24 protein-coding genes are annotated in these 26,907 nt (G+C 65.9%); 13 read left to right on the top strand and 11 right to left on the bottom strand.

Translation table 11 applies throughout. The features are described from left to right. Positions 1 to 109 precede the first annotated feature (109 nt). The 3 genes from AC1ME3_RS10210 to AC1ME3_RS10200 all read left to right on the top strand — a co-directional run bounded on the left by AC1ME3_RS10210 (position 110) and on the right by AC1ME3_RS10200 (position 3,150). Positions 110 to 2,491, top strand: a complete 2,382-nt coding sequence (locus AC1ME3_RS10210) for a hypothetical protein (protein ID WP_480953074.1) — start codon at positions 110 to 112, stop codon at positions 2,489 to 2,491. 88 nt (positions 2,492 to 2,579) lie between these two features. Then, positions 2,580 to 2,810 (top strand): hypothetical protein, encoded by a 231-nt coding sequence (locus AC1ME3_RS10205; protein ID WP_056047557.1) that lies wholly within the window; start codon positions 2,580 to 2,582, stop codon positions 2,808 to 2,810. Positions 2,811 to 2,862: 52 nt separating this feature from the next. Continuing rightward, positions 2,863 to 3,150: a hypothetical protein gene (locus AC1ME3_RS10200; protein ID WP_056047554.1), complete on the top strand. Its 288-nt coding sequence runs from the start codon at positions 2,863 to 2,865 to the stop codon at positions 3,148 to 3,150. 52 nt (positions 3,151 to 3,202) lie between these two features. Here AC1ME3_RS10200 and zwf read toward each other — a convergent pair whose 3' ends face one another. From zwf to AC1ME3_RS10180, 4 genes are all read right to left on the bottom strand, one after another. Further along, complete coding sequence (gene zwf, locus AC1ME3_RS10195) at positions 3,203 to 4,702, bottom strand: glucose-6-phosphate dehydrogenase (RefSeq protein WP_480953073.1); 1,500 nt, start codon at positions 4,700 to 4,702, stop codon at positions 3,203 to 3,205. Positions 4,703 to 4,785: 83 nt separating this feature from the next. After that, the gene (locus AC1ME3_RS10190) at positions 4,786 to 6,339 is read right to left on the bottom strand and encodes a cation:proton antiporter (protein WP_480953072.1); all 1,554 of its coding nucleotides are present in this window, start codon (positions 6,337 to 6,339) and stop codon (positions 4,786 to 4,788) included. Between the two features lie 238 nt (positions 6,340 to 6,577). Next, positions 6,578 to 7,363, bottom strand: a complete 786-nt coding sequence (locus AC1ME3_RS10185) for a SapC family protein (protein WP_056047545.1) — start codon at positions 7,361 to 7,363, stop codon at positions 6,578 to 6,580. A gap of 62 nt (positions 7,364 to 7,425) precedes the next feature. Next, entirely contained in the window at positions 7,426 to 8,898 is a 1,473-nt protein-coding gene (locus tag AC1ME3_RS10180) for an FAD-binding oxidoreductase (RefSeq protein ID WP_480953071.1), read from the bottom strand. A 187-nt stretch (positions 8,899 to 9,085) separates the two neighbouring features. Between AC1ME3_RS10180 and AC1ME3_RS10175 the strand changes: the two genes are divergently transcribed. The 3 genes from AC1ME3_RS10175 (at position 9,086) to AC1ME3_RS10165 (ending at position 12,036) form a co-directional block, all read left to right on the top strand. Continuing rightward, complete coding sequence (locus AC1ME3_RS10175; protein ID WP_480953070.1) at positions 9,086 to 9,457, top strand: hypothetical protein; 372 nt, start codon at positions 9,086 to 9,088, stop codon at positions 9,455 to 9,457. A gap of 345 nt (positions 9,458 to 9,802) precedes the next feature. Then, positions 9,803 to 11,512, top strand: a complete 1,710-nt coding sequence (locus tag AC1ME3_RS10170; protein WP_480953069.1) for a DEAD/DEAH box helicase — start codon at positions 9,803 to 9,805, stop codon at positions 11,510 to 11,512. Beyond that, on the top strand, positions 11,509 to 12,036 hold the full coding sequence (locus tag AC1ME3_RS10165; RefSeq protein ID WP_480953068.1) for a thioredoxin family protein: 528 nt from the start codon (positions 11,509 to 11,511) through the stop codon (positions 12,034 to 12,036). Before AC1ME3_RS10170 ends, AC1ME3_RS10165 begins: the two co-directional genes overlap by 4 nt. Before the next feature lie 610 nt (positions 12,037 to 12,646). Here the strand turns inward: AC1ME3_RS10165 and AC1ME3_RS10160 are convergent. The 7 genes from AC1ME3_RS10160 to AC1ME3_RS10130 all read right to left on the bottom strand — a co-directional run bounded on the left by AC1ME3_RS10160 (position 12,647) and on the right by AC1ME3_RS10130 (position 20,013). After that, complete coding sequence (locus AC1ME3_RS10160) at positions 12,647 to 13,261, bottom strand: glutathione S-transferase family protein (RefSeq protein ID WP_480953067.1); 615 nt, start codon at positions 13,259 to 13,261, stop codon at positions 12,647 to 12,649. A gap of 163 nt (positions 13,262 to 13,424) precedes the next feature. Then, the gene (locus tag AC1ME3_RS10155; RefSeq protein WP_480953066.1) at positions 13,425 to 14,294 is read right to left on the bottom strand and encodes a dienelactone hydrolase family protein; all 870 of its coding nucleotides are present in this window, start codon (positions 14,292 to 14,294) and stop codon (positions 13,425 to 13,427) included. Between the two features lie 34 nt (positions 14,295 to 14,328). Beyond that, entirely contained in the window at positions 14,329 to 15,393 is a 1,065-nt protein-coding gene (locus AC1ME3_RS10150) for an MBL fold metallo-hydrolase (protein ID WP_480953065.1), read from the bottom strand. A 452-nt stretch (positions 15,394 to 15,845) separates the two neighbouring features. After that, positions 15,846 to 16,523: a cell cycle transcriptional regulator TrcR gene (locus tag AC1ME3_RS10145; protein WP_480953064.1), complete on the bottom strand. Its 678-nt coding sequence runs from the start codon at positions 16,521 to 16,523 to the stop codon at positions 15,846 to 15,848. Between the two features lie 109 nt (positions 16,524 to 16,632). After that, on the bottom strand, positions 16,633 to 17,667 hold the full coding sequence (locus AC1ME3_RS10140) for a glycosyltransferase family 4 protein (RefSeq protein ID WP_480953063.1): 1,035 nt from the start codon (positions 17,665 to 17,667) through the stop codon (positions 16,633 to 16,635). A 159-nt stretch (positions 17,668 to 17,826) separates the two neighbouring features. Beyond that, positions 17,827 to 18,711, bottom strand: coding sequence for a UDP-2,3-diacylglucosamine diphosphatase (locus AC1ME3_RS10135; protein WP_107961626.1), 885 nt, complete (start codon positions 18,709 to 18,711; stop codon positions 17,827 to 17,829). A gap of 321 nt (positions 18,712 to 19,032) precedes the next feature. Beyond that, positions 19,033 to 20,013: an NAD(P)H-quinone oxidoreductase gene (locus AC1ME3_RS10130; RefSeq protein ID WP_480953062.1), complete on the bottom strand. Its 981-nt coding sequence runs from the start codon at positions 20,011 to 20,013 to the stop codon at positions 19,033 to 19,035. Between the two features lie 123 nt (positions 20,014 to 20,136). Between AC1ME3_RS10130 and AC1ME3_RS10125 the strand changes: the two genes are divergently transcribed. The 7 genes from AC1ME3_RS10125 (at position 20,137) to coaD (ending at position 26,756) form a co-directional block, all read left to right on the top strand. Continuing rightward, a complete protein-coding gene (locus AC1ME3_RS10125) occupies positions 20,137 to 20,331 on the top strand; it encodes a DUF1192 domain-containing protein (RefSeq protein WP_056060574.1) in 195 nt (64 codons plus the stop codon). 143 nt (positions 20,332 to 20,474) lie between these two features. Next, positions 20,475 to 22,793, top strand: a complete 2,319-nt coding sequence (gene clpA, locus AC1ME3_RS10120) for an ATP-dependent Clp protease ATP-binding subunit ClpA (protein WP_056060577.1) — start codon at positions 20,475 to 20,477, stop codon at positions 22,791 to 22,793. 285 nt (positions 22,794 to 23,078) lie between these two features. Then, complete coding sequence (locus AC1ME3_RS10115) at positions 23,079 to 24,764, top strand: GGDEF domain-containing protein (protein WP_480953061.1); 1,686 nt, start codon at positions 23,079 to 23,081, stop codon at positions 24,762 to 24,764. A gap of 61 nt (positions 24,765 to 24,825) precedes the next feature. After that, positions 24,826 to 25,023 (top strand): hypothetical protein, encoded by a 198-nt coding sequence (locus AC1ME3_RS10110; RefSeq protein WP_480953060.1) that lies wholly within the window; start codon positions 24,826 to 24,828, stop codon positions 25,021 to 25,023. A 73-nt stretch (positions 25,024 to 25,096) separates the two neighbouring features. Continuing rightward, positions 25,097 to 25,336: an exodeoxyribonuclease VII small subunit gene (locus AC1ME3_RS10105; RefSeq protein ID WP_056060585.1), complete on the top strand. Its 240-nt coding sequence runs from the start codon at positions 25,097 to 25,099 to the stop codon at positions 25,334 to 25,336. Positions 25,337 to 25,349: 13 nt separating this feature from the next. Continuing rightward, positions 25,350 to 26,240, top strand: coding sequence for a polyprenyl synthetase family protein (locus tag AC1ME3_RS10100; RefSeq protein WP_480955808.1), 891 nt, complete (start codon positions 25,350 to 25,352; stop codon positions 26,238 to 26,240). 9 nt (positions 26,241 to 26,249) lie between these two features. Continuing rightward, positions 26,250 to 26,756 carry a pantetheine-phosphate adenylyltransferase gene (gene coaD / locus AC1ME3_RS10095; RefSeq protein ID WP_056060588.1) on the top strand — a complete coding sequence of 169 codons (507 nt, stop codon included), beginning with the start codon at positions 26,250 to 26,252 and terminating at the stop codon, positions 26,754 to 26,756. Positions 26,757 to 26,907: the final 151 nt, after the last annotated feature.

Here is a 26,907-nt window from a genome sequence, read left to right as displayed (position 1 = left end):
GCGCTGTGTGCGGTACCGCGGGCGATCGGGCAAGTGCCGCATCTTGCCCTATTATCGACACCGGTACAGGCCATCTGTGATGCTTCCGACGACGAGATCGCCCGTGATGATGCTTCGATTTCTTCCGTTCTGCGCGCTGGCTGCTGCGCTGGTGCCCTTGGCTGCGCGCGCCGATCCGGCACCGTTCGACCTGACCGGGCCCAGCCTGCGCGTCGGGGTGACGCATGGGACGACGACGTTGCCGATCGCGCAGGTGCCGAGACTCGCGACCGGTGACCGCGTGTCGATCGCGGCGGACCTGGCCGTCGGCAAGAAGGACGACGGCGCGCGCTATCTGCTGGTCGCGGCGTTCCTGCGCGGTGCGACCGAGCCGCCACCGAAGTCGTGGTTCTTCAAGGCCGAGACGTGGAAGGCGAAGAAGAACACGCTGGTGTTGACGGTACCGGAGGGCGCGCGGCAACTGGTGGTGTTCCTGGTGCCGGAGAGCGGCGGTTTCGATGCTGTCGTGTCGGCGGTACGCAAGCAGCCGGGGGCGTTCGTGCGCGCGGTGCAGGATCTCGACCAGGCGTCGCTGGATCGCGCGCGGCTCGATGCGTTTCTCGACGGGATCCATGCGCTGGAGCGGACGCGGCCGGAGCGGATCGAGGCGGTATCGCCGCTGTTGTCGCGCAGTCTGGCGATCAAGTTGAAGGCGGAGTGCCTCGATCTCGCGGCGGACCTGCAAGCGTCCTGCCTGACGCAGAGCCGCGATTCGCTGGTGCTGGCGGATGGGCAGAGTTCGACGCTGGCGGATACCTTGGTGGGGGCGCCGACCGATCTGGCGCTGCAACTGAGCGCGACGCCGGAGGGCGGGCTTGGCTATTATAGCCCGTATATCGGCGTGGTGCGCGATCTGGCGAAGATCTTCGGCGCGTTCCAGACGACGCAGTTCCGCTATATTCCGGCACTCGCGCGGGCGCATGACGATCGGCTGGCACTGTTGCTGAACGCGGCGCCGTCGTTCGCCAGCCCCAAGTCGGTGATGGTCGTGGCGATGCCGGTGATCGAGACGGGTCCGCCGCAGACGCCGACGATGCGACGCGCGGAGGCGGACCGGCTGGTGTGTGCCGCCAAGCCCGATCTGGTGCTGCCCGTCGAGGGTGCGCCACTGATCTATGCGACCAAGTTCGCGCACGACATGAGCTTGCGGGTGACGACGCCGCAGGGGGGCGTGGTCGAGCTCCCGGTGCAGGCGGATGCGGAGCGTGGCGGCTATGTGCTCGACCAGGTCGGCATGCGGACCGCGGGGTTGAGCAGCGTGACCGATGCGACGTTGCACGGCCGCTGGGGCTTCACGCCGTTCGACGGGCCGCGGTTTCGGTTGCAGGTGCCGCGGGCCGGCGGGTGGCAGATGGTCGATACCGATCCCGAGAGTCTCGTGGTCGGGCGCGACAACGCGGTCTCGCTGGCGGGGCCGACGCCGAGTTGCGTGGAGTCGGTGACATTGGTCGGTGCGGCGGGCGACGTGCCGCTCGCGTGGACGTCGACCGGCGAGCGCATCGGGCTGACCTTGCCGTTGGCCAAGGCCGCGCCGGGGAAATTGTCGCTGCTCGTGAAGCAATACGGGGTCGAGGCGCCGGACAAGCTCGCGTTGACCGCACTCGCAGAGGCGGGGCGGATCGACGGTCTGACGCTGTATGCCGGCGATGCGGCGGGGACGCTGAGTGGGACGCGGCTCGATCTGGTGGCGTCGATGATGATCGACGGGGTCGCGTTCAAGCCGGGTGACGTCGTGCGGGCGGACAAGGCGGATCGGCTGGCGCTGGTGGCGGGTACGGTGCCGACGTTCGCGGCGGGCCAGGCGAAGACGGCGCTCGTGACGCTGACCGATGGACGGAAGCGGTCGATGAAGTTCGTCGTCGCGGCGGCGCGGCCTAGAGCGACGCTGATCGCGAAGAGCGTGGTCGTGCCACCCTCCCTTGGCCTGCCGGTCGTGCTGGCCGGTGATACGGCGATCGCGCAGGATGCCCGCCTGACGTTCTCGCTGCGTGCCGAGGGAACGCGGTTTTCTGCGGGCGACAGTGTCGAGATCGCGACGGCGGACGGCGCGATGACGACCAGTGTCACGTCGGGGCGCGGGCTGACGGTGCAGGACGACCGGATCGCTGTGGTGTCGGTGGAGCCGGGCAAGGCGCTCGGGGTTTCCGCGCATGGGCCGCTCAAATGGCGACTGGTGCAAGGCGGCGTTGCGGGGGATTGGGTGCCGCTCACGACGCTGGTGCGGACGCCGGCATTGGCTGGCGTGGCGTGCAACGAGACCTGTACACTGACCGGGACCGACCTGTTCCTGATCGAGTCGATTGCGGCGAATGCTGGGTTTGCCGACGCGGTCCGCGTGCCGGACGGGTTCACCGGGGCTTCGCTCGCGGTGCCGAAGCCGGTCGGCGGGACGCTGTTCCTGCGGCTGCGGGACGATCCCGGCGTAACGGCGTCGATCGCAGTCGGTTCGTAGCGTTCGCCGTTTGTTGCTAGATTAGTCGTGACAATCGCTGGCCCGTTTGCGGTGGCGGCGGGCGGGCGATTGTCGCTATGGGGCGCGGATGACCGCATCGGATCTCCAGAGCCTGTTCGTCACCAACCTCGTCCGCTACAATAGCGGTGATCGGCGGCGGTGGCGGCTGATCGTCGGCGACGTAAAGGTCTACAGCCTCGCGACGCACGCGCATTGCAACTGGGCGGTGACCCCGTCGGGCAGCGCGAGCGAGGTCGACGCGGTCGAGCGGCTGGCGGACCGGCTGCGCGAGGATCATCCGATTATCACCGCCGGCTGACGGCATCTCATAGACCCCGGCTGACGGCTTTTTATCTACGCAGGAGCATCACATGGCGAAGCAATATTGGGCGCAGATCATCGAACTCGATGAGGAAATGACCGCCGCGACGATTCCGGGCGCGACCGATCACGAGGATGCGGCGGATTCGCTGGTGGCGGATTTCGTCGGCGCGATGGGCGGCGAGATCACCTCGGGCGCGGTGCGCGTCTGGGTGCAGGGCGGGGTCGAGAAGGTCTATGACTGGAAGGCGGACTTCACGATGCCCGACATGGACGAGATGGGCGACGAGGATGAGATGGAGGTCGAGGGCGAGATCGAGCTGACCGAGCGGGTTTGAGCACGAATCGCATGTGACTAAACATACCACCCCGGCCTTCGCCGGGGTGGATTCATGGGACGGTCTGCCCTGCCGGCGCGAGTTCGTGCCAAGTGTGGTCGTCGTGCGCGAGGAGGGCATCCGCCGCGGCCGGACCGAGCGTGCCCGCCTCGTAGGGCTCCGGCATGCCGGCGTCATGCGCCCAGAGGTCGAGGAAGGGCTGTACCGCGGCCCAGCCGGCGTCGATCGCATCCGCCCGTTGGAACAGCGTCTGGTCGCCGACGAACAGGTCGTAGATCAGCGACTCGTACCCGGTCAGGTGACCGATATCGAATTCGTCGGCGTACCGAAAATCGAGCGCGATCGGTGCGGTCGCCACTTCGAGGCCAGGACGCTTGATGTTGATGTCCATGCTCAGCCCCTCGTCGGGCTGGATCTGGATGATCAGGCGGTTGGGCGGCAGCATGTCGGCGGCGGCACCGGGGAACGACGCGAACGGGACCGGCTTGAAGGTGATCGCGATCTCGGTGTCGCGACACGTCATCGCCTTGCCGGTGCGCAGGTAGAACGGCACGCCCGCCCAACGCCAGGTGTCGACCATCAGCTTCAGCGCGACATAGGTCTCGGTCCGGCTGTCCGGCGCCACGTCGGGCGAGGCGGTGTAGGCGGAGACATCCACCCCTTTCACCTTGCCAGCGGTATACTGGCCGCGGACGCCATTGCGCTTTGCCTTGCCGGGCGAATAGACGCGGACGGCTTTGAGCACCTTGCCCTTTTCGTTGCGGATCGCCTCGGCATCGAAGCTCGCGGGCGGCTCCATCGCGACCATCGCGAGCAGCTGGAACAGGTGGTTGGGGACCATGTCGCGCAACGCGCCGGTGCCGTCGTAGAACTTGCCGCGCGTGCCGACGTCGACCGTCTCGGCGGCGGTGATCTGGACGTGCGCGATGCAGTCCGAGTTCCAGACGCGCTCGATCATCATGTTCGCGAACCGCGCGGTCATGATGTTCTGGACGGTTTCCTTGCCGAGGAAATGGTCGATCCGGTAGATTTGCGCCTCGGACACGCGGGCGAGGATGCGTGCGTTGAGATCGCGGGCGGAGGCGAGGTCGTGGCCGAACGGCTTTTCGATCGCGATCCGGCGGAAGCCATGCGGCGTCTCCGCCATCAGGCCGTGGTCGGCGAGCTTGTCGACGATCGTGCCGAAGAACTTCGCGGGCACCGCGAAGTAGAACGCGACGTTGCCGTTCACCCGGGCCTTGAGTTGCTTGAAGACGTCGTCCTTGGTGAAATCGCCCTGGAGATAGCTAACGCGGTCCTTGAGCCGCGCCCACGCGTCGCCCTTCTCGCCATCGCCCTCGCCGCCCTTCGCGTCGAAACTGCCGAGCGCCTCGCGCAGCGACTGATCGTTCCCCTCGTCGATGCCGACGCCGAGAACGTGGAAATCATCGCCGACCAGCCCGAGCCGGGTCATGTTGATCAGTGCCGGCATCAGCAAGCGGCGGGTCAGGTCACCAAAGGCGCCGAAGATCACTAGTGTCGTCGGCGGTGCGGGCTTCACGGACTTGCTCACGAATTCGCCTCGGACATGCATCGACCCTTTCTGCGGTGGTTCCTTCAAACCGCATAGCGTGTGCCGATGTTCCCCGCACGCCCTCAGGTCGCCGTGAGGATGTTGTCCCCAAACGCACGCGCGTCGACCTCCGCCCAGTCGAGTTCCTCCTGCAAGCGGCGATAGACGTCCTCGGCCACCTCGCCCTTGTCGCGCATTTCGTGGAGCACTACGCGCTGGCAGGCAATCATCTCGAGGTGGAGTTCGTCGAATTCGGAGGTTGCCTGTGGATCGTCCGCCTCCGCGGTGACCTTGCCCGCCGCGCCGTAGCGGAAGCGCAACGCATCCGCTGCTGCGCCTTCGCGTGCTGGCAGCACCGCGAGGCCTGCGTCGATCAGCCGCTTGCGCGCGGGTGCAATTTCGTCGGCAAGCCCCGTGTCCGCGCCGAGATCGAGACGGCGGATCAACGGGCCGAGCGTGAGCCCTTGCAGCACCAGCGTGCCGATCACGACGCCGAACGCGGCGAGCACGATCAGGTCGCGACCCGGCACCGACCGCGGCAGCGCGAACGCGGTCGCGAGCGTCAGCAGGCCCCGCATGCCCGACCAGGACAGAATGATCGACGCATTCCAGGGGGGAGGCTTGGGCAGCCAGGACGGCGCGTAACGGCTGGCGATCACGCCCTCGACGAACCGCACGAAGAACACCCACGCGATGCGAGTGACGAGCACGGTCGCCAGCACCGCGGCGGCGAACCCGATTGCGGGCCAGCGCTCGGCGGCGGGCAGGCCGACCAGCACGTCGCGCGATTGCAGCCCCATCAGCGCGAACGCGATAATGTTGAGGACGAGCACCGCCGCCGACCATACCGCCGCGCCCTGCAACCGATCGCGCGCGGGCTGGCCGATCGGGCGGCGCTGCGACACGATCATCCCGAACGTGACGACCGCGAGCACCGGCGAGATATGCAGCCGCTCGGCGAGCAGCCAGATGCCGAACGTCACCGCGAAATCGGCGAGGCTCGCGCCGAGCGTCCGCGCGAACAGCGGCGTCACGCGGAGGTACAGCCACGAGGCGATGACGCCGAGGACGATCCCGCCCGGCACCGCCGCGGCGAGCGCGAGTGGCGTCACTGGCGTGTCGGAATGCGTCGCGAACGCCACCGCGAGCCCGAACAGCAACAGCGCCGTGGCGTCGTTAAGGAGGCTCTCGCCCTGGAGCAGCAATAGGCCGCGACGCGGGATGCCGACTTCGCCGAGCACCGCTTCCGATGCGGCGGCATCGGGCGGTGCGACGATCGCACCCAAGGCGAACGCGGCGGCAAGCGGCAGCCCGCCGAGCGTCACGCCGACCAGCGCGACCGCTGCGGAGGTGACGAGTACCGCGAACACCGCGAGGCTCAGCAGCGGGAACCAGTGTCGCCGCAAGGCGCGCGGGCTGGTGTGATACGCGGCGTGGAGCAACGCAGGTGCGATGAACAAGGCCAGCGCCAGGTGCGGCTCGACCGTGATCTTCGGCGCGAATGGCAGCGCCGCAAAGGCGATCCCGGCCACCGCCAGCAAGGTCGGGTACGGCACGTTCAACTTGCGCGCGAGGACCAACAGGACCAGCGCGGCGAGCAGGATGACGTCGAGACTTTCGAATAATTCCACGGGCACGCAACGGGTGGGAGGAAAGGACGGGCCCGCCGCATTGCGCAGGCCAAAAAAAACCACCCCGTGCATGTCGCACGGAGTGGCCTAGGTTCAGGGAGGAGGGACGCTAGAAGCGTCCCGTACGGCGCCGCGAAAGGGGGGGACACGATGCCGTACAGGATCTAAATGGGTGAGCGCCGTTTTGGTTCAACCCCTGCTGCACCGCACCCCAAATAATTTTCGCGGCCTCCCGGTTTCGCTATCAGACGTTGAACTGCGCAGGGGCCGGCATCTGCTGCTGCGGGGTCATGCCGAGCTGCGCCTGGCGCGCGAAAATATCGCGCATCAGCGACAGCGAGAACAGGTGCGCATACAGCAGCGGGAGCATGCCCGACTTGCTCATCTTGCGCAGTGCATCGCCGCGTAGGTCGATCAGCTTTTCCTCGTTGATCATCTGGAAGCCGCGATAGACGAACGGCTGGTCGGCGCCATCGGGCTGGATCGTGACTTCGCCGTCCATCAGCAGCTCGAGCTCGCGAAGCTCGTTCATGAAGTTCTGCGTGCGTGCGCCGGCCTGTTCGAACGACTCGTTGAAGCCGAGGATGTTCTTGGTCAGCTCGGTCGGCTGGCCGTTCTCGAACAGCGCGTCGCCGTCTTCGAAATCACCGATCGCCTGCGAGGTGGGGTCGAAACAGAGCGACAGCTCCTGCGCATCCGGGTGGAGGCGCGCGAGCATGTATGGGTAACGGCGGACATAGGCGGGTACGTAGAAGGTGTTCTCGGTCAGCTTGCCGTCTTCGCCGACGAACACGTTGACGCCCTCGTTCAGGCCCATCAGCGCGAGCGGGATCGCGTCGTCGCCGACCGAGAAGACGATCGGCATGTGGCGCTGGACCAGCGGAAACTCGTCGACGGTGATCGGGATCGCATGCTGGCCGACCAGGAACGGCGCGCTGTCCTGCGGGCGGACCTTGTAGTTCGCGTGCGTGTCGCTCGAAAGCGGCTCGAGGCCATTATAGAAAAGCGGAAGCTGGGCGGTGCTGGCCATGTTACTCTCCGGATCGGTCGGTCGAAATGCCGGTGGCTCATGCCACCGATTGGGGCGAGGCTCTATGGTGCGCCGGGCGGGCGTGCAAGTGTGACGAGCTTGCCGGGGTTGAGGATGCCGAGCGGATCGAGCGCGGACTTGATCGCCCTGAGCGCGGTCATCCGCGCGGGCGAGGAGAGGCGTTCGAGTTCGTCGCGCTTCATCTGGCCGATGCCGTGCTCCGCGGAGATCGAGCCTCCGGCCGCGACGACGAGGTCGCCGACGAAGCGAGTGACGACCGGCGCGTCCTCGGCATACCAGTGCGAAGGGTCGGTGCCGGGCGCAGCGCGGACGTGGAAATGGACGTTGCCGTCGCCGAGATGACCGAAGCCGCTCGCGTGCGTGCCGGGGAAGCGCGCGTCGCACGCCGCCGCCGCCTCGATCATGAAGCGTGGCATCGTATCGACGGGAATCGAGATGTCGTGCTGCGTCGCGGGGCCGAGCGCGCGTTCAGCGGCTGAGAGCGAGTCGCGGAGCAGCCAGAATGCGGTGGACTGGGCTTCGCTGGTGGCGATCGTCGCGTCTTCGATCGCGCCGTCTTCGAGGGCTTTGCCGAGCAGGCGTTCGAGCAGCGCGGTTGGGGACTCGCCTTCGGTGGTGGCCGAGGTCGCCTCGATCAGGAGGTGCCAGGGGTGGCGGCCGGCGAGCGGCGCGCGGGCGTTCGGGAGGTGCGCGATGGCGGCGGCGAGCGACTCGGCGGGGAGGATCTCGAAACTCTCGATCGCGTCGGTCTTCGCCTGCATCGTGCGCAGGAGCTTCAACGCGGCTTGGGGGGACGCGATGCCGACCCAGGCGGTGCCACGCGCTGCGATCGCAGGGGCGAGACGCAACGTGGCGGCGGTGACGATCGCCAGCGTGCCTTCCGCGCCGATGAAGAGCTGGTCGAGGTCGTAGCCGCGATTGTCCTTCTTGAGCGCGGACAGGCCGTCGTAGATGCTGCCATCGGCGAGCACCGCCTCGACGCCGGCGACGAGGCCGCGCATCGTGCCGAACTTGAGGACCTGCGTGCCACCGGCGTTGGTCGAGACGAGGCCGCCGATCGTCGCCGTGCCGCGTGCGCCGAGCGTCAGCGGGAAGCGCCACCCCTGCCCTTGCGCGGCGCCGTCGAGGTCGGCGAGGATCACGCCGGCCTCGGCGATGGCGAGTCCGGCGTCGGTGTCGAGGCTGCGGATGCGGTTCAGGCGACGCAGCGACAGGATCAGCGCGCTGCCGTCGGCGGGGGCGGTCGCGCCGCCGACCATCGAGGTATTGCCGCCTTGCGCGACCAGCGGCACGCGGTGTTCGGCGGCGGCCGCGACGATCAGCGCGACTTCGGCGGTCGAGGCCGGTGCGAGCAACGCGGGCGCGACGCCGTGGAAGCGGCCGCGCCAATCGTGCAGCCAGGGATCGATATCGGCGGGGTTGGTCACGATCGCCTTCGCGTCGAAATGCGAGGAGAGCGATTCGAGCATTGCCGCCTGCGAAGGCGTCAGGATTGCTGACTGAATTTCGGCCATCTACGAGGCGCTAGACAAAATTCATCGCGCGTTCAACGATAGGCGCTAACGATTACGTCAGCATGATCCAGACACCATGATTCACCCCGCGATACCCGCCACCCTGCTCGCGCTCGCGGGTCCCTTTGCTGTGGCATTGCGCGATGTACCGTCACCCGGGCAGTCTTCTGGATTCGAGCTTGATGGCATGCAGATCGCGCAGGTCTCGATCCACGAACGCATCATCATCCGCGTGCCGCGGATGAGCCGGGCCCCAATCCGCAACTATGCGCCGCCGACCGATTGGAAGGAGCATAAGGGCCCCAAATGCATCGCGGTCGACGAGATCGCCGGTGCGATGCTCAACAAGGATGGCGCAGTCGACCTGGTGATGGACGACACGACGCGGCTGCGCGCGCGGCTCGACGGCGACTGCAAGCCGCTCGATTATTATTCGGGGTTCTATCTGCGGCCGGGCCCGGACGGGATGATCTGCAAGGACCGCGATGCGATCCGGATGCGTTCGGGTGCACGCTGCGAGATCGAGGGGTTCAAGAGCTTGCGGGCGAAGAAGAAGTAGGTCGGGTAGGCCAAGTCGAGACTCCGCGAGCGCCATCTGCACCGCCCGATACACTACCGATTGGCCGCCGAAACCGATCAAAGCATGTTTCCCCGCGAAGGCGGGGACCCAGACTGGGCTCCCGCCTTCGCGAGAGAACAATAGGGTGGTAGCCGTTTTGCAGCTCAAATCTTTCATGTCCGGGAAACCGTGAGCGGCGGAACGAGCTCGGCATGACTAAGAATCTGCCCCAAGCCCCCTCCCCGCCCTCCATTCGCCGCGTTTCCTTGACATTTGTCGCTAAATCGGCGAGCGCCGGAACGCTTGAGGGCAGTGCATTTCACCCTCCATTTACCGGACATTTGCATGAGTTTTGCCGATCTCGGCCTCTCCGACGAACTGCTCAAGGCAGTCACCGACTCCGGCTACACCGAGCCGACCCCGATCCAGGCCGGTGCGATCCCGTCGGTGCTCATGATGCGCGACATCATCGGCATCGCCCAGACGGGCACCGGCAAGACCGCGTCGTTCGTGCTGCCGATGATCGACATTCTCGCGCATGGCCGCAGCCGCGCGCGAATGCCGCGCTCGCTGATCCTCGAGCCGACGCGCGAACTCGCGGCGCAGGTGGCGGAGAATTTCGAGAAATACGGCGTCAATTCGAACCTCTCGATGGCGCTGCTGATCGGCGGCGTGTCGATGGGCGACCAGCTCGCCGCGCTCGAGAAGGGCGTCGACGTCCTGATCGCGACGCCTGGCCGGCTCATGGATCTGTTCGGGCGCGGCAAGATCATGCTCAACGGCTGTTCGCTGCTGGTGATCGACGAGGCGGACCGGATGCTCGACATGGGCTTCATCCCCGACATCGAGGAAATCTGCACCAAGCTGCCGAAACAGCGCCAGACGCTGCTGTTCTCGGCGACGATGCCGCCGCCGATCAAGAAACTGGCGGACAAGTTCCTGACCAATCCCAAGACGATTGAGGTGTCGCGCCCGGCGTCGACCAACCTCAACATCAAGCAGTATCTGGTGCCGGTGCCGAGCCAGACCGCCAAGCGCGATACGCTGCGCCGCATCCTCGCGCAGGAGGAGGTGACCAACGCGATCATCTTCTGCAACCGCAAGACGACGGTGCGCGACCTCAACAAGGTACTGAAGCAGGCGGGCTACAAGTCGGGCGAGATCCACGGCGACATGGAACAGCCGCAGCGGCTGGCCGAGCTCGAGCTGTTCAAGACCGGCGCGGTGACGATCCTGGTCGCCTCGGACGTCGCGGCGCGAGGGCTCGACATCAAGGGCGTCTCGACGGTGTTCAACTATGACGCACCTTGGCATCCGGACGATTATGTCCACCGCATCGGGCGGACGGGCCGCGCGGGGGCGACGGGAACGGCGTATACGTTCGTCGCGCCGGACGATGCCGAGAATATCATCAATATCGAGAAGCTTACCGGCCAGACGATCGAACGGCTGAAGGTTGCCGAACCGAGGACCGCACCGGTTGCCGCCGCGGCGGAGGACGACGAGGTTTCACCGCGTCGTGTTCGGTCGCGGAACCGTCGTAGCGGGCGTTCGGAGGATGTCGCCCCGGATGCTGCTGCGGTGGACACTGGCCGCGAGCGGTCGCGGACGCGTCGCGTTCCGCGCGAGGACACGGTTGCGCCAGCGGTCATCGCCGAGGTGTTGGCTGCGGTCGAGCCAGTGGTGGCGAAGCGGCCGCGCTGGGAGCGGACGCCGATCGACGAGCCCGTGCCTGCGGTCAAGCCGCGCGTTGCGGAGCCCACCCGGGTCGAGCCCGTGTATGTCGAACCCGCGTATGTCGAACCCGCGTATGTCGAACCGGTTCGCACAGCGCCTGTTCGGTCTGAGCCGGTGCAGGCGGAGCCGGTGCGGTCGGAACCGGTTCGCTCGCAAGCTGTTCGTTCGGAAGTGGCAAAGGTCGAACCCCCACGGACGGAGCGTATTCCTGCGGATCCCACCGGGGGTCGCCGCCAACCGGTCGCCGATACGCCGGCGGATGGCTGGAACGGACCATTCCCGAGCTTCCTGAATGCCGTGATCGGAGGATATGAATGATGTCGTTGCGCCGTACCGCTGCCCTCGCCCTGCTCGCCACTGCGGTAGCCGCGCCGGCAGCGCCCCGCGCGAAGGTGGCCGCGCCGCACGTCAACACGGCGAGCTTCGACAAGCTGCCCCAGCCCTTGCCGCTGCCGTATAATGAGTCGGCGAACGCCAATGCGCAGGTCGCCGCGGCGCGCGCGCGGGCGCTGAAGACGCACAAGCGGCTGCTGATCGACCTCGGTGGCAACTGGTGTCTCGATTGCCGTCTGCTCGCGGGGACGATCGACCTGCCGGAGATGAAGCGTTTCGTCGACAGCAAGTTCGTTGTCGTGACGGTCGACATCGGTCGCTTCGACAAGAACGGGCAGATCGCGGCGGGTTACGGGATCAAGGGCCGCCTGAAGGGCGTGCCGGCGGTGCTGGTGGTCGATCCGCGGACCAACAAGCTGTTGAATGCAGGGCATGAGACCGAGCTCGCGGATGCGCGGTCGATGGGTCCGCAGGCGCTGGCCGACTGGCTGGCGAAGTGGGCGGCCTGATCGGAATTTGAGAGTCGGCGTGCGCTGATTGACGCCTGGCGACTGACGCCGAGATCTTTGGCTGATCTGGGGCGTGGTGGGCGTTGCCTCGCCGAGGCTGGCTCGATTGGGTTTCGATCGACGATCGACGATCGGTGCCACGTCGTGGGGGAGTGGTTCCTGCCTGCCAGAACCGGGGTCGATAGACGGTATTAGCTGGCCGGTAGCCTTCTGGCCACTGCGGCGGTCACGCGGTCCGCGTTGCAAGCGTGTTTCCCCGCGAAGGCGGGAACCCAGTCTGGGCTCCCGCCTTCGCGGGAGAACAAGGGGGCGGTAGCGATGCTTTCGGTCCGCAGGTACGGGGCCTGTCGGATCATGGCCGGCCAATCCCAGGTGGTGGAACGAGTTTGCAACCTTCGAACTCGCAATACGCAATACGCAATACGCAATACGCAATACGCAATCGGTTCTGCCAGAAATCCAATTGCAACACGCCCCGTGCGGGCCAATAGCAGCGTCATCCTGGCGAAAGTCAGGACCCAGGATACCAAAAGTTAGCGCCTGCGATTCTGGGTCCTGACTTTCGTCAGGATGACGGGTTGAGTGGCTGGTTGCGCACCGTCGGCCGACCCTAGGCTGCAGCAGCGATCAGGGCGTCGTCCAGATCTCCAGCCCGCTTGTACGCCGGACGCTCGATCAAACGGGCGGCATAGTCGGTGAAGGTCGGGCGCTTGGGCAGCCACCCGAACTGCATGCCCCAGATCACTTGCGATCCGACATAGACGTCGGCGGCGGTAACGCGGTCGCCAGCGATGTACGGGTGCGCGGCAACCGCCTGTTCGAGGACGTCGATGACGCGGTCGAGGCTGCCATAGCCGATCATCCGCTGTTGCGCGGCATCCGGCACTACACCGAGTGCGCGGTTACCGACGGCCGCTTCGACGGGGCCGGCTGCGTAGAACAGCCAGCGGTAATAGTCGGCGCGTTCATCTGCGTTTGGCGCCAGGCCCGCGTCGGGGAACGCCTCGGCAAGATAGGCGCAGATCGCAGCGCATTCAGTGATGGTCTTGCCGTTGTGGACCAGCGCGGGGACCTTGGCCATCGGGTTGATCGCGCGATACGCCTCGGCCTTCATCGATTTGTCGTAGTCGAGGACGACGGTCTCGTACTCGGCGCCGACCTCTTCGAGCATCCAGCGCGCGATGCGACCGCGCGACATCGGGTTGGTGTACAGGGTCAGGGCCACGCGACTCTCCTTGAGAACGGATCGTGAACGATGGTCTCATGGAGCAGGGGTGCGGTCAAGGCCGTGCAGAATGTTTCCCCGCGAAGGCGGGGATCCAGACTGGGCTCCCGCCTTCGCGGGAGAACAAGGAGAAGGCGGGGCGTACAATTAAGCCCCCGCGCCCTTATACCAGCGCCTTGTCGAACAACGCCAACATGCGGGCCCAGGCCTTGTCCGCCTGGACCGGATCGTAGACCTTCGAGTCGGGCGGGCACCAGCCGTGCATGGTGCCAGCGTACACCTCGATCTCGGCTGGGAGTTTCGCCGCGGCAAACGCGGTGCGGAGCGTGTCCTTCTCGGTCGGCGACCGCGCGTCATCGTTGGCGGCGATCGCGATGAGGTATTGCGCCTTCATCTGCGGGATCAGGAGGTGCGGGCTGTCGGGCTTGTCGGTGACGAAGCCGCCGCCGTGGAACGTCGCGCCTGCCCGGATGCGGTTCGCCACGGCTGCAGCGGTGCGCATGACCATCGGGCCGCCCATGCAATAGCCGGTGGTGGCCATGCCGCGCTTGCGATCGACCTGAGGTTGCGCGTCGAGGAAGGCGGTGAAGGCTTTCGCGTCGCGAACCGTCCCTTCGGACGTGAGCGCTTCCCGGAAGGGGGCGATGCGACTTTTGACTTCGGGTTGGTCGTAGGATTCGCCGGGCTTCAGGAACGGCGCCTTGGTCGAGCGGTAGAACTGGTTTACGACGAGTACCGCGTAGCCCGATTGCGCAAGGCGGTCGGCCATCTGGCGGAAGGCGGGGCGCAGGCCCATGATGTCGGGCCAGACCAGCACGCCGGGGTGCTTGCCGGTGGCGGGCGCGACGAAATAGGCGTCGGCCTTGCCGTCGGGCGTGACGATCGAAACGTCGCGGCCCTTGATGACGGCGGCGTTCGCGGGGGCGGGGAGTAACATCGTCAGGCCCATGGCGCCGGTCATCACGCCGAACTGGCGGCGCGAGACGCCGGCCAGATAGGCTTCGTTATCGTCTGCGGTATGCTCGTCGCACATGGGCCTATCCTCTTGAATTCGGCCGCATGCTAACTCAGGCGGCGCGCCACCACCATACGCCATCTTGGATGTCGCGGGTCGCTCGGCCTTCGACTTCGAGGCGGCGGAGATGCGCGAGCGCTTCGCCGGTCGCCATGCCGAGCACGTCGGGACCGATCGCGCGGCGGAACAGGCGGCCGAAACAGTCGACCGCGCGGCGGGGTTCGGCGAGGAAGACGGCGAGCTCGTCGAGCCGTTCGCGGTGTTCGCGGTCCATCGCGTCGAGACGGGTGTGGAGGCCGGTGAACGGGTCGCCGTGGCCGGGGAGGACGAGCAGGTCGGCGGGCAGCGTCTTGAGCTTGGCGATCGATGCGAACCATTCGCCTAGCGGGTCGGCGTTCGGTTCGGTGACGCCTAGCGAGACGTTAGGGCTGATGCGGGGAAGGACCTGGTCGCCGGCAATGAGGATGCCGCCGGCTTCGTCGTAGAGGCACGCGTGTTCGGGGGAGTGGCCCGAACCAGTGACAATGCGCCACTCGCGCGTGCCGATGGTGAGCGTGTCGCCGTCTTCGACGCGGGTGTAGCTGAGCGGGAGCGGCGTGATAATTTTCCGGAAGCCGGCCCAGCCCTTGGCGGTGGCGTGGTCGATCTGTGCGGCGTCCCAGCCTGCGCCGCGCCAGAAGGCGAGCATTTCGTGCGGGACGGAGTCGCGGGCATCGGCGGCGAGCATGCGGGCGGTCAGCCACTCGGCGCGGGTCATGACGAGGGGGGCGGCGTGGTGGTCGCACATCCAGCCTGCCAGGCCGATATGGTCCGGGTGAAAATGGGTGCCGATCATTTGCGTGATGCGAACGTCCGCCTTGGGGCCTTCTAAGATGGCTTTCCAGGCGTCGCGCGCGGCCGCGGTGTTCATGCCGGTGTCGACCAACGCTTCGCCGTCGGTGTCGGCGAGGAGCCAGCAGTTTACGTGTTTCAGCGGGCCAGGGATCTTCAGGCGGACCCACTCTATGCCGGGGGCGACTTCGAACACGTCACCTGCTTCGGGCTCGGCGCCACCGAAGGGGTAGGTCAGGCCCTTGTGGCTGGTCGGCACGAAATCGGTAGCGGGTGCGGTTGCCATCCGTTGCGGTTAGCAACTGGATGTGGCGGGCGATAGTGCTGCTTGGCGGTCGCCGCTCTCTCGATCCTCCCCCGCAAGGGGGAGGTGGCACCGCAGGTGACGGAGGGGGAGGACACGGAACAGAGGTTGTCGCTACCTCCCCCTCCGTCTGGCGAGTGCCAGCCACCTCCCCCTGGCGGGGGAGGATTGTGTTGGTTGGGTGTGCATTATTTTGCGCGCGTTTCGTCACGCTGGATCTGTTCGACATGTCTCCGCTTGAAACGGAGGACGCTTGTCTCCCCGCGAAGGCGGGGACCCAGACTGGGCTCCCGCCTTCGCGGGAGAACACAGAAGCGGGGGGATGGACCGGATACGGTCGCGGGCTAGCGTGACGGCGACCCTCCCTAGCCGCATCTTCAGAGGTCAGCGCGAGCCCGCCCCCTGCCCCTCCCGCTTGCGGGAGGGGAAGTGCGTCAGCGCTTGAAGGGGTCGTCGAAGAGCGGCTTGACGGGGAGGACGCCGCCGTCTGCCACGAACTGTGCGTCCGCTGCCGCCTGGGTGCGCTCGGCGCGGAGTTGCTGGAGCAGGACTTCGCGGTCGCCTTCGAGGCGGGTGTCGGTCGGGGCTTCCATGCCGGCTGCCTTGGCGGCCTTCGCCACCGCTGCGTCGAGCTCGCGCTGCGAGGTCAGGCCGAGCGTGACCGGGTCCTTCGGCGTGATGTTGGCGATGTTCCAGTGGCTGCGGTCGCGGATCGCGGCGATCGTCGTGCGGGTGGTGCCGATCAGCAGCGAGATCGCGCCGTCGGTGATCTCCGGGTGGTTGCGGATGATCCACGAGATGCCGTCGGGCTTGTCCTGGCGCTTCGAGACCGGCGTGTAGCGCGGCCCCTTGGTGCGGCGGACCTGCTCGGGGCCCTTGATTATCTTGAGCTGGTAATCAGGATCGGCGGCACCCTTGTCGATCTCTTCCTGCGTCACTTCATGGGCGCGCACGGGATCACGACCGGTCAGCTTGGTCGAGGTGGTGTCGTCGGCGATCGCCTGGATCTCGAGGATGTGCAGGCCGCAGAAGTCCGCGATCTGCTCGAAGCTGAGCGCGGTATTGTCGACCATCCAGGCAGCGGTCGCGTGGGGCATGAGCGGCTGGGCCACGGCGGAAACTCCGTAAAAATAGAAAGGGCCGCCCCTTTCGGAGCGGCCTGACATGAAGGAGACTTAGTGCGCGCGGCGCTAACAGGCAAGCGAACAAGCGTAACGCGTATCATGCCGCGAGGAGCGGACGATCCAGGGGGCGGTCGAGCGGGACGAGCGCGTGGAGGAACTGGCGCGCGCTGGCGGGCCAGCTGTAGCGCGCGGCATAGGCGGCGCAGGTGACGCTGTCGCGGGTCAGCGCGGTGGCGATCGCGGTGTCGAGGTCCTCGTGCATCGCGCCGACGCGGTCGTCGAGGACATCGATCGGGCCGGTTACCGGGTAGGCGGCGACCGGCGTGCCGCAGGCGAGCGCTTCGATCATGACGAGGCCGAAGGTGTCGGTGCGGCTCGGGAAGACGAGTGCATCGGCAGTGCGGTACGCGGCGGCGAGATCGAGACCGGAACGATGTCCGAGGAAAACGGCCTGGGGAAAGCGACGAGCGAGCGTGGCGCGCGCGGGACCATCGCCGACGACCACCTTGGTGCCGAGGTGGCTGGAGGACAAAAACGCTTCGATGTTCTTCTCGACGGCAACCCTGCCGACATAGAGCAGGATGGGGCCGGGCAATGCCGCCAGCTCGGGGTCTCGTGCGCCATCGAGACCAAACTGGGCGAAGTCGACACCCCTGCCCCATTCGCGGACCTGATGCAGGCCGTGATCCGCAAGAGTCTTCGCGACCGATGGCGTCGAGACGAGGATCGACTGCGCGGGCCGGTGAAACCAGCGGATGTAGCGCCAGATCCAGTCCGGGTTCGCGCCGGTACGCGCAGCGATATAGTCGGGAAACTGTGTGTGATACGCGCTGGTGAACGGGAGCGCGCGGGCCAGGCACCAGTTGCGGGCCGCGAGGCAGACCGGCCCTTCGGTGGCGAGGTGGATCGCGTCGGCGCCGAATGCTGCGAGCATGCGGCCGACGGCGCCCGAGCGGGCGAAGGCGAGGCGGATCTCGGGATAGGTCGGGCATGGCATCGAGGCGAAGCGTTCGGGGGAGACGACCAGGACCTGGTGGCCGATCGATTCGAGTTCCTGGCGGACAGCCTGGAGGGTGCGGACGACGCCGTTGACTTGCGGGCTCCAGGCATCCGTGACGATCGCGATACGCATCGGCTTATCCTTTCTTACCCTCTCCCGTCGGGAGAGCGAGGGGCCCAGCCGGCGCAGCCGGGTGGGAGGGTGAGGGCATTTTTTCACCGACGTCATGGACTTGCCCTCACCCGCGCCGCTGACGCGGCTTGCCCTCTCCCCGTCGGGGAGAGGGTTAAGTCATGCGGCCATGGATATGACCTTGTCCTTCTCTCGGGCGGCGATTTCGTCGCCCCAGTGGAGAAGCTCCATGCGGCCGTCGAAATGCTCGACCAAGGCCGTGCAGCCTTCGACCCAGTCGCCGTCGTTGTAATAGGCGATGCCGGCGATCTCGCGCATTTCGGCGGTGTGGATGTGGCCGCAGACGACACCTTCGACGCCGCGGACGCCGGCGGCGTGCGCGACGACTTCCTCGAAGTGCGAGATGAAGGCGACGGCGTTCTTGACCTTGGCCTTGGCGTGCTTCGACAGCGACCAATAGGGCATGCCCATGCGGCGGCGCGCGCCGTTGACCCAGCGGTTGAGGCCCATCAGCATCGTGTAGGCGGCGTCGCCGATATGCGCGATCCAACGATGCGCGAGCGTGATCGCGTCGAACTCGTCGCCGTGGAGGACCAGCAGGCGGCGACCGTCCGCCGTCTCGTGGATCGCGTTGCGGCGGATCGAGATGCCGCCCAGGTCGAGGCCGGAATATTGCCGGAACACCTCGTCGTGGTTGCCGGGGATGTAGACGACGCGGGTGCCGCGCTTGGCGCGCTTGAGCAGGCGCCAGATCACGTCGTTGTGCGCGGCGGGCCAGTAGAATTTCTTCTTGAGCCGCCAGCCGTCGATCATGTCGCCGACGAGGTACATCGTCTCGCTGTCGACGTGATCGAGGAAGTCGTTGAGCATGCCCGCATTGCAGCCGCGGGTGCCGAGATGGACGTCGGAGATCCAGATCGTGCGATACTGGCGGCGCTCGACGACCGGCTCGGGTACGGCGGGCCGAGAATGGATGAAGTCGGCGATATCGGTGATGTCGGCGCCAACGAAGCTAGATGGCGAAAACGTCGTGATGGCGTTCATGAGCCTGCCCCCGCAAAACTATCCTTGTCGCGAGTATTAGCCGAGTATTGTTACACGGTGGTCGCAGTCTGGTGACTGTTCGAAGTCACGGGCGAGAATAGATTGTTTTCCCGCGAAGGCGGGAATCCAGACTGGGCTCCCGCCTTCGCGGGAAACAGCTTTTGGTCGGGTAGCGCTTTGAGGGCCCCACCCCGGCGAAGGCCGGGGCCCAATTGGGGATGCTGAGTAAGGACGCGGTGTCCGTTATTACCGCGACCTTGCCAATTGGGCCCCGGCCTTCGCCGGGGTGATGCATTTTGAGGTGATAGGCGCTTGCCCCCCTCACCCCATCGTCAGCACGATCTTCCCGACGTGGTCGCCTGCTTCCATCCGCGTGTGCGCCGCCGGTGCGTCTGCGAAGGCGAACACGCGGTCGATCACGGGCTTCAGCTTGCCCGCTTCGACGTGCGGCCACACCGTCCGGGCGAGCTCGTCCGCGACCAGCGACTTGAACGCGGTATCGCGCGGGCGGAGCGTGGAGCCGGTCAGCGTCAGGCGGCGGCGCATGATCTCGAACAGGGGGACGGTCGCCGTCGCGCCGCCCATGACCGCGATCGAGACGTGACGGCCGTCTTCCGCCAGGCATTGCAGGTTGCGCGGGACGTAGTCGCCGCCGACCATGTCGAGCACCGCCGCGACGCCCTTGCCGCCGGTGATCTGCTTCACGCGCTCGACGAAATCCTCCGACTTGTAGTCGATCGCGTGCGTCGCGCCGAGGCTGAGCGCCGCTTCGCACTTGGCCTTCGAGCCGGCGGTGACGATGATGTCGATGCCGAAGACGTTGCAGAGGCCGATCGCCATCGTGCCGATCCCGCTGGTGCCGCCGTGGACGAGGACGGTGTCGCCCTCCATCGCGTAGGCGCGCTCGAACAGGTTGGTCCAGACGGTGAAGAGCGTCTCGGGCATCGCCGCCGCCTCGACCATCGTCAGCGCCTCGGGGACGGGCAGGCACTGGCCGAACGGCGCGACCGCATATTCCGCATACGCGCCGCCCGAGATCAGCGCGCAGACGAGCTGGCCGATCTGTTCGTCGCCGACGCCGTCGCCGACCGCGACGATCGTGCCGGAGATCTCCATGCCGAGGATCGAGGGCGCACCCGGCGGGGGCGGATACTTGCCCTGGCGCTGCATGACCTCCGGGCGGTTGACCCCGGCGGCCGCCACCTTGACCAGCACCTCGCCCTGCCCCGGCCGCGGCACGGGACGGTCGACGAGGACCAGCACTTCGGGACCGCCGGGCTGTTCCGGATCGATCGCCTTCATGACGTCGGGTACACGTAAGTTACTGGATTGATTTTCGGGTATCGCGGTCATTGCTCGTCACGTCCCTTTAGATTTCCGCGCCTTATTGACATCACTCGGGTGCGGGTCAACGTTACAGAAACTATGGAACCGGACGACACCCCTTCCCGTCCCGACGATCTGCTCGACGCGCTCGTGCGACAGGACCTCGATCCGTTGTCGGTCGCCGAGCTCGATGCGCGGATCACCGTGCTGCAGGGCGAGATCGCGCGCTGCCAGCTGAAGAAGGACCGCGCTGTCAGTCACCGCGCCAGCGCCGACGACCTGTTCAGGCGGTGATCGCGCTGCCCGCCTCCACAAGCGTTGCATTTAGGCAGCGCAGGAACGGACGGGGCCGGGTTCAAGTGCTTGATGCGACCGATATCAGTTCCGACATAGTGGCAAAGGGCTCGCGTTCTCGCGGCCCGACAGGAGTATTGTAAATGCCATCATTTGCACCCGCCCTCGAGACCACGCTGCACAAGGCGCTCGAGGCGGCATCGTCCCGGCGCCACGAATATGCGACGCTGGAGCATCTGCTGCTTGCGCTGATCGACGACGAACATGCGTCGAAGGTCATGACCGCGTGCAACGTCGAGATCGGCGATCTGAAGAACACCGTCTCGCATTACCTCGACAGCGAACTCGATGCGTTGAAGGTCGATGCGGCGACCGATCCCTCACCCACCAGCGGGTTCCAGCGCGTAGTCCAGCGCGCGATCCTCCACGTCCAGTCCTCGGGCCGCGACGAAGTGACCGGTGCCAACGTGCTCGTCGCCTTGTTCAGCGAGCGCGAGAGCTATGCCGTCTATTTCCTGCAGCAGCAGGACATGAGCCGCCTCGATGCGGTCAGCTTCATCAGCCACGGTGTCGGCAAGGGCGGACAGCAAGCGACCGAAGCATCCACGCCAAAGGGTGCGGACGACGAGAAGCCGGCCAAGGGACAGGAGAAGGGCAAGACGGAAAGCGCGCTCAAGCAATTCACGGTCGACCTCAACGAGAAGGCCAAGAACGGCAAGGTCGATCCCCTGATCGGGCGCGGGCCGGAGGTGGATCGCACGATCCAGATCCTGTGCCGCCGGTCGAAGAACAACCCGCTCTATGTCGGCGATCCCGGCGTCGGCAAGACCGCGATCGCGGAAGGCCTGGCGCGGAAGATCGTCGAGGGCGACGTGCCCGACGTGCTGTTGCCTGCCGTCATCTACTCGCTCGACATGGGCGCGTTGCTGGCGGGGACGCGCTATCGTGGTGACTTCGAGGAGCGCTTGAAGGCGGTCGTCAACGAGCTCGAGAAGCTGCCGGACGCGGTGCTGTTCATCGACGAGATCCATACGGTGATCGGTGCGGGTGCGACGAGTGGCGGCGCCATGGATGCTTCGAACCTGCTCAAGCCGGCTTTGTCGGGTGGCACGATCCGTTGCATCGGTTCGACGACGTACAAGGAGTTCCGCAATCACTTCGAGAAGGACCGCGCACTGTTGCGGCGCTTCCAGAAGATCGACGTGAACGAGCCGACGATCGAGGATACCATCAAGATCCTCGCCGGCTTGCGAAGCGCTTTTGAGGATCACCACAACGTCAAGTACACCCCCGATGCGATCAAGTCGGCGGTCGAGCTGTCGGCGCGGTACATCAACGACCGCAAGCTGCCGGACAAGGCGATCGACGTGATCGACGAGGTCGGCGCGATGCAGATGCTGGTGCCGCCGAACAAGCGCAAGAAGACGATCACGCCGAAGGAGATCGAGCAGGTCATCGCGACGATGGCACGCATCCCGCCGAAGTCGGTCTCGACCGACGACAAGCTTGCGTTGGCTACGCTCGAGACGGATCTGAAGCGCGTGGTGTTCGGGCAGAATGCGGCGATCGAGAAGCTGTCGTCGGCGATCAAGCTGGCGCGGGCGGGTCTGCGCGAGCCGGAGAAGCCGATCGGCAACTATCTGTTCACCGGGCCCACGGGTGTCGGCAAGACCGAAGTCGCCAAGCAGCTCTCGACGATCCTCGGCATTCCGCTCCAGCGGTTCGACATGTCCGAATATATGGAGCGGCATTCGGTCAGTCGTCTGATCGGTGCACCCCCGGGCTATGTCGGGTTCGACCAGGGTGGCTTGCTGACCGATGCGATCGACCAGAACCCGCATTGCGTGCTGCTGCTCGACGAGATCGAGAAGGCGCATCCGGACCTGTTCAACATCTTGTTGCAGGTGATGGATAACGGGCGGCTGACCGACCAGCACGGCAAGTCGGTCGATTTCCGCAACGTCATCCTGATCATGACGACCAACGCGGGCGCCAGCGACATGGCGCGCGAGACGGTCGGCTTCGGCAACCTGTCGCGTGAGGGCGAGGACGAGGTGGCCGTGACGAAGATGTTTACGCCGGAATTCCGCAACCGTCTCGATGCGGTGGTGCCGTTTGGGTACCTGCCGACCGAAGTGGTGGCGCGGGTGGTGGACAAGTTCATCCTCCAGCTCGAGCTCCAGCTCGCGGACCGCGGCGTGCACATCGTCCTCGACGACGAGTCGAAGGCGTGGCTCACGACCAAGGGCTACGACAAGCTGTACGGCGCACGACCGATGGGTCGCCTGATCCAGGAGAAGATCAAGCAGCCGCTCGCCGAGGAACTCCTGTTCGGCAAGCTCGTCCACGGCGGCGAGGTGACGGTGAAGATGAAGGACGGCGCGCTGTCGTTCGCGATCGAACCGGCGGCACCGAAGAAGCCGAAGAAGAAGGGCAAGACCGAGACGGTCGACGCCAGCTGACGACTATCAACCTGGTTCAGCGAGAGCTGGACCAGGTTTGATTTGGAAAAGCTGGATGAACAGCACTCCAAATTCTACCAATCCGCTTTCGGCTCGCGCCCGGTTCTGTCGTTGAGACACGATCGGCGGTGAGGACGAAGCGACTTCACGAAGCCGATAGCGTGGTTCGAATTGCGAGCCAAATTGGCATAAATCGATCCAGTATGGTCGAAATTCGATTGATTACGCCGTCGTACGGGCGCCTCTTTACCATTAATTGGCGAAGGCGGCTTAGACGGTGTCTGCATGACGTTCGGGTTTCGTATCACTTGGCTCATCGGCATCGTTGCGACGGCGTTGGCGATGCTCGGTGCTGCACCGGCCGAGGCCCGGACCGGGCAACTGCTCGATGTCTGTATTATGCGGGCTACCCCAGGGCTTTCCGTGCCTGCCTTGTTTCGAACGCCTTCACGGTTCGACTGCATCACGCCCCAGTCGGCCTATGGGTCCGGCGATTTCTGGGTTCTGTCGCAGGCTTTGCCGACGAACCTGACGCACATCCCTGATCTGCGTGCCCTGACCGCGAGCGTCTGGCAGGATCGCGTCACGCTCTTCGTTCTTTATGCAGACGGCGCAATCCGCCGTACCGGGTTCACCAGTCGCACGTCCGGCCGCCATCTCATGATCGGCGCAACCCTGTCTCTGACGCTGCCGCCGCACGTTGCGCCCCCCGTCCGCCTGCTTTGGCACGTCGAGGGTTCGGCGAATTTGCGGGGCGTCGTACTCGGGCCGACACTCGCAACGGCCGCGGAAGCCGCAGAGAGCGAGATCATCCTGTCGGCGCTGTATGCAAGCTTCGGCGGGATGGCGATCGCGTTGATCGTCTACAATCTCGCGTTGTGGGGTGCGCTTCGACAGTCGTTCCAGCCGGTCTATTGCCTGCTGGTGCTATGCTTGCTCGGGTACGCATTTTCGTCGTCGGCCGCTCTGGGCCAGCTTGTGCCGTCGCTCGACAACAACGTCCGCTTGAAACTCAACGTATGCCTGCTGGCGATCTGTGCAGGCATGGTCCTGGTCTTCGCACGCGCTTTCTTCGAGCGTGCGGTGTTCGATGGTTGGCCGCGCCCCGCCAGCAACGTGGCGCTCGCGACGCTCGCCACGGCCGGAATTGCGTTCGCGATCCTGGCGCCGTGGCAGATCTACTGGCTCGATCGGTTGCTGACGCTCAGTTACATTCCGCTGATCGCCTTGGTACCGCCGGTGCTGTACCGAGCTTGGCGGGTCCGCAGCAGCTACCTCTGGATGTTCACGCTCGCCTGGGGCGCGCCCATCGTCTTTGCCAGCCTGCGGATCGCCGGTGCGCTGGGGCTGATGTCGTGGAGTTTTTGGATCGATAACTCCACGATGATCTCCATGATGCTGGAGGCGCTGCTCTCCAGTTTGGCGATCGCGTACCGGATTCGCCTGCTCAGCGTCGAACGCGACGACGCGCGTGAACAGGAGATCGCGGCGCGGTTGCTGGCGGATACCGAGCCGCTGACCGGGCTGCTCAATCGCCGTGCGTTCCTGGATCGCGCGATCGGACGGTCGGGCGATCAGATGCTGCTGATCGCGGACGTCGATCACTTCAAGCATGTCAACGATACGATAGGTCACGATGGCGGCGACGAAGTCCTGCGGGTCGTGGCGCGGGTGTTGCGAAACGCCGTGCCGCTCGACGCTCTGGTCGCGAGGATCGGCGGCGAGGAGTTCGCCATCCTCATCGACGCGACGACGCCGGTCTTACCCGAGACGATCCTCGAACGATTGCGCAGCCAGCGCATGCCGTTCGACATGGCGATAACCGCAAGCATCGGCTGCTGCACGGGGCCGTTGCTGCGCGAATCGGACTGGAAGGCGCTGTATCGCAGCGCCGACCGTGCATTGTTCGCGGCCAAGGGCGCCGGGCGCGATCGGTCGCGCGACGCAGGCATACTGCCGATAGCCGCTTGAAGCCGGTTCGCTTGCGAAACGGCAACGTGTGAGCCATGATCGCACGCCTGGGAGATCGACGATGCGGAACCGGAAACTTGTGCTGGCAGCGGCGGGGCTTGGCCTTGTAACGCTCGCCGTGCGCCATCCGACCGCAGACTTCCGGCTGATCACGCACGACAAGGGCGACCCGTCGCCACACCGGATGCAGGCCGTCGTCGATTTCGGACTGGTCGGTGTCTCGGTCTTGTACACCTGGACGGTCAACCGCCTGCGGTAAGCGCGTGCCGCATATCCGGCCCTCTCTCGCGCGTCCTTGACCCTCGTCGCGTGCCTGCGCCATAGCGGCCGGCATGGACACGCCGATCGAAGACCTCGCGTTCGAGGATGCACTGAAGGAACTCGAGCTTATCGTCGGGAAGCTGGAAAGTGGCGACACGCCGCTTCAGCAGGCGATCGAGCTGTACGAGCGCGGCAACAAGCTGCGCCAGCGTTGCGCCGATCGGCTCGATGCGGCGCAGGCGCGGATCGAGGCGATCCGGCTCGACGGCGACGGCAAGCCTGCCGGCGTCCGCCCGTTCGCGGCGGGCTGACGCGGTGAGCGGGATGCCCGTCACGCTTGATGCCGCGCTTGCCGAGGTCTCGGCCGAGATCGACCGGCAATTCGATCAGCTGCTGACCATTCCGGACGATCCGCGCGGCGACCTGTATCGCGCGATGCGGCATGCGGCGATCGGTGGCGGCAAGCGGTTGCGGCCGCTGCTGGTGTTCGCGACTGCCAACCTGTTCGACGTGGCGCGCGACTGTTCGGCGCGGGCGGCGACCGCGATTGAGGCGATCCACGTCTATTCGCTGATCCACGACGACCTGCCGTCGATGGACGACGACGACATGCGCCGCGGCAAGCCGACCGTGCACAAGGTGTTCGACGAGGCGACGGCGATCCTGGCGGGCGATTGCCTGCACGCGATGGCGTTCGAGATCCTCGCCGATCCTGCAACGCACGCCGATCCGTTCGTTCGGATCGAACTGGTCATGGACCTCGCGCGGGCGTCCGGGCCGAACGGTATGGCGGGTGGCCAGAAGATGGACATCGAGGCCGAGAATACGCGCTTCGACCTCAATACCGTGACCCGGTTGCAGCAGATGAAGACTGGCGCGCTGATCTCGGCGTCGGTCGAGGCTGGCGCGATTCTCGGACGGCTGCCACCGGAGGGTCGCGTTGGCCTGCGTGGCTACGCGCATGACCTGGGGCTGGCGTTCCAGATCGCCGACGATCTGCTCGATGCCGAGGGTGACGAGGCGGTCGTCGGCAAGTCGCTGCGCAAGGACGATGTCGCTGGCAAGGAGACGTTCCTGTCGCTGCTCGGGCCCGAGCGTGCGCGCGAACAGGCGCGGATGCTCGTCGACCAGGCGGTCGCGCATCTGCACAGCTATGGCAAAGAAGCCGACTTGTTGCGGGATATCGCCCGTTTCGTGCTCGAACGCGACCGCTAGGAGACAAGCATGACCGCACGGATTGGCGTTTACCCTGGGACGTTCGATCCCGTCACGCTGGGGCATATGGACATCATCCGGCGCGGCGCGAAGCTGGTCGACCGGCTGGTGATCGGGGTCACGACCAACCCGTCGAAGTCGCCGATGTTCACGATCGAGGAACGGATGGCGACGGTGCGCCGCGAGGTCGCGGACGTCGATGGCGATATCGAGGTGGTCGCGTTCGATTCGCTGCTGATGGACTTTGCCGAGCGGCAGGGAGCGAAAGTGATCGTCCGTGGCCTGCGTGCGGTCGCCGATTTCGAGTACGAGTATCAGATGGCGGGGATGAACCAGCAGATCAATCCGCGCGTCGAGACGGTGTTCCTGATGGCCGACGTCGCGTTGCAGCCGATCGCGAGCCGACTGGTGAAGGAGATCGCGCTGTACGGCGGGAATATCGCGAAGTTCGTGCCGGAGTCGGTGCGCGAAGAGGTGGTCGCTCGGGTCGAGAAGATCGGCCGCAAGGGGTCCTGACCTTCTTCGTCATCCTGACGGAAGTCAGGACCCAGAGCTATAAAGGGCGGTGCTCGGTTACCCTGGGTTCTGACTTTCGTCAGGATGACGGATCGTGTTGGGCGACTGCCGTCTGCAGCCCCATCACGTTCAGATTGGCGCAAGCGGGGAT

This window comes from Sphingomonas sp. BL2, assembly GCF_056680015.1.
The sequence above is the reverse complement of the archived record's forward strand: the minus strand, read 5'-3'. Positions and strand labels throughout refer to the sequence as shown.

What these genes read in the sequence shown, in the direction of transcription:
- AC1ME3_RS10210 (WP_480953074.1), top strand. Translation starts at nt 110, where the DNA reads ATGCTTCGATTTCTTCCGTTCTGCGCGCTGGCTGCTGCGCTGGTGCCC.
- AC1ME3_RS10205 (WP_056047557.1), top strand. Translation starts at nt 2,580, where the DNA reads ATGACCGCATCGGATCTCCAGAGCCTGTTCGTCACCAACCTCGTCCGC.
- AC1ME3_RS10200 (WP_056047554.1), top strand. Translation starts at nt 2,863, where the DNA reads ATGGCGAAGCAATATTGGGCGCAGATCATCGAACTCGATGAGGAAATG.
- AC1ME3_RS10185 (WP_056047545.1), bottom strand. Translation starts at nt 7,363, where the DNA reads ATGGCCAGCACCGCCCAGCTTCCGCTTTTCTATAATGGCCTCGAGCCG.
- AC1ME3_RS10180 (WP_480953071.1), bottom strand. Translation starts at nt 8,898, where the DNA reads ATGGCCGAAATTCAGTCAGCAATCCTGACGCCTTCGCAGGCGGCAATG.
- AC1ME3_RS10175 (WP_480953070.1), top strand. Translation starts at nt 9,086, where the DNA reads ATGCAGATCGCGCAGGTCTCGATCCACGAACGCATCATCATCCGCGTG.
- AC1ME3_RS10170 (WP_480953069.1), top strand. Translation starts at nt 9,803, where the DNA reads ATGAGTTTTGCCGATCTCGGCCTCTCCGACGAACTGCTCAAGGCAGTC.
- AC1ME3_RS10165 (WP_480953068.1), top strand. Translation starts at nt 11,509, where the DNA reads ATGATGTCGTTGCGCCGTACCGCTGCCCTCGCCCTGCTCGCCACTGCG.
- AC1ME3_RS10155 (WP_480953066.1), bottom strand. Translation starts at nt 14,294, where the DNA reads ATGTGCGACGAGCATACCGCAGACGATAACGAAGCCTATCTGGCCGGC.
- AC1ME3_RS10150 (WP_480953065.1), bottom strand. Translation starts at nt 15,393, where the DNA reads ATGGCAACCGCACCCGCTACCGATTTCGTGCCGACCAGCCACAAGGGC.
- AC1ME3_RS10140 (WP_480953063.1), bottom strand. Translation starts at nt 17,667, where the DNA reads ATGCGTATCGCGATCGTCACGGATGCCTGGAGCCCGCAAGTCAACGGC.
- AC1ME3_RS10135 (WP_107961626.1), bottom strand. Translation starts at nt 18,711, where the DNA reads ATGAACGCCATCACGACGTTTTCGCCATCTAGCTTCGTTGGCGCCGAC.
- AC1ME3_RS10130 (WP_480953062.1), bottom strand. Translation starts at nt 20,013, where the DNA reads ATGAAGGCGATCGATCCGGAACAGCCCGGCGGTCCCGAAGTGCTGGTC.
- AC1ME3_RS10125 (WP_056060574.1), top strand. Translation starts at nt 20,137, where the DNA reads ATGGAACCGGACGACACCCCTTCCCGTCCCGACGATCTGCTCGACGCG.
- clpA (WP_056060577.1), top strand. Translation starts at nt 20,475, where the DNA reads ATGCCATCATTTGCACCCGCCCTCGAGACCACGCTGCACAAGGCGCTC.
- AC1ME3_RS10115 (WP_480953061.1), top strand. Translation starts at nt 23,079, where the DNA reads ATGACGTTCGGGTTTCGTATCACTTGGCTCATCGGCATCGTTGCGACG.
- AC1ME3_RS10110 (WP_480953060.1), top strand. Translation starts at nt 24,826, where the DNA reads ATGCGGAACCGGAAACTTGTGCTGGCAGCGGCGGGGCTTGGCCTTGTA.
- AC1ME3_RS10105 (WP_056060585.1), top strand. Translation starts at nt 25,097, where the DNA reads ATGGACACGCCGATCGAAGACCTCGCGTTCGAGGATGCACTGAAGGAA.
- AC1ME3_RS10100 (WP_480955808.1), top strand. Translation starts at nt 25,350, where the DNA reads ATGCCCGTCACGCTTGATGCCGCGCTTGCCGAGGTCTCGGCCGAGATC.
- coaD (WP_056060588.1), top strand. Translation starts at nt 26,250, where the DNA reads ATGACCGCACGGATTGGCGTTTACCCTGGGACGTTCGATCCCGTCACG.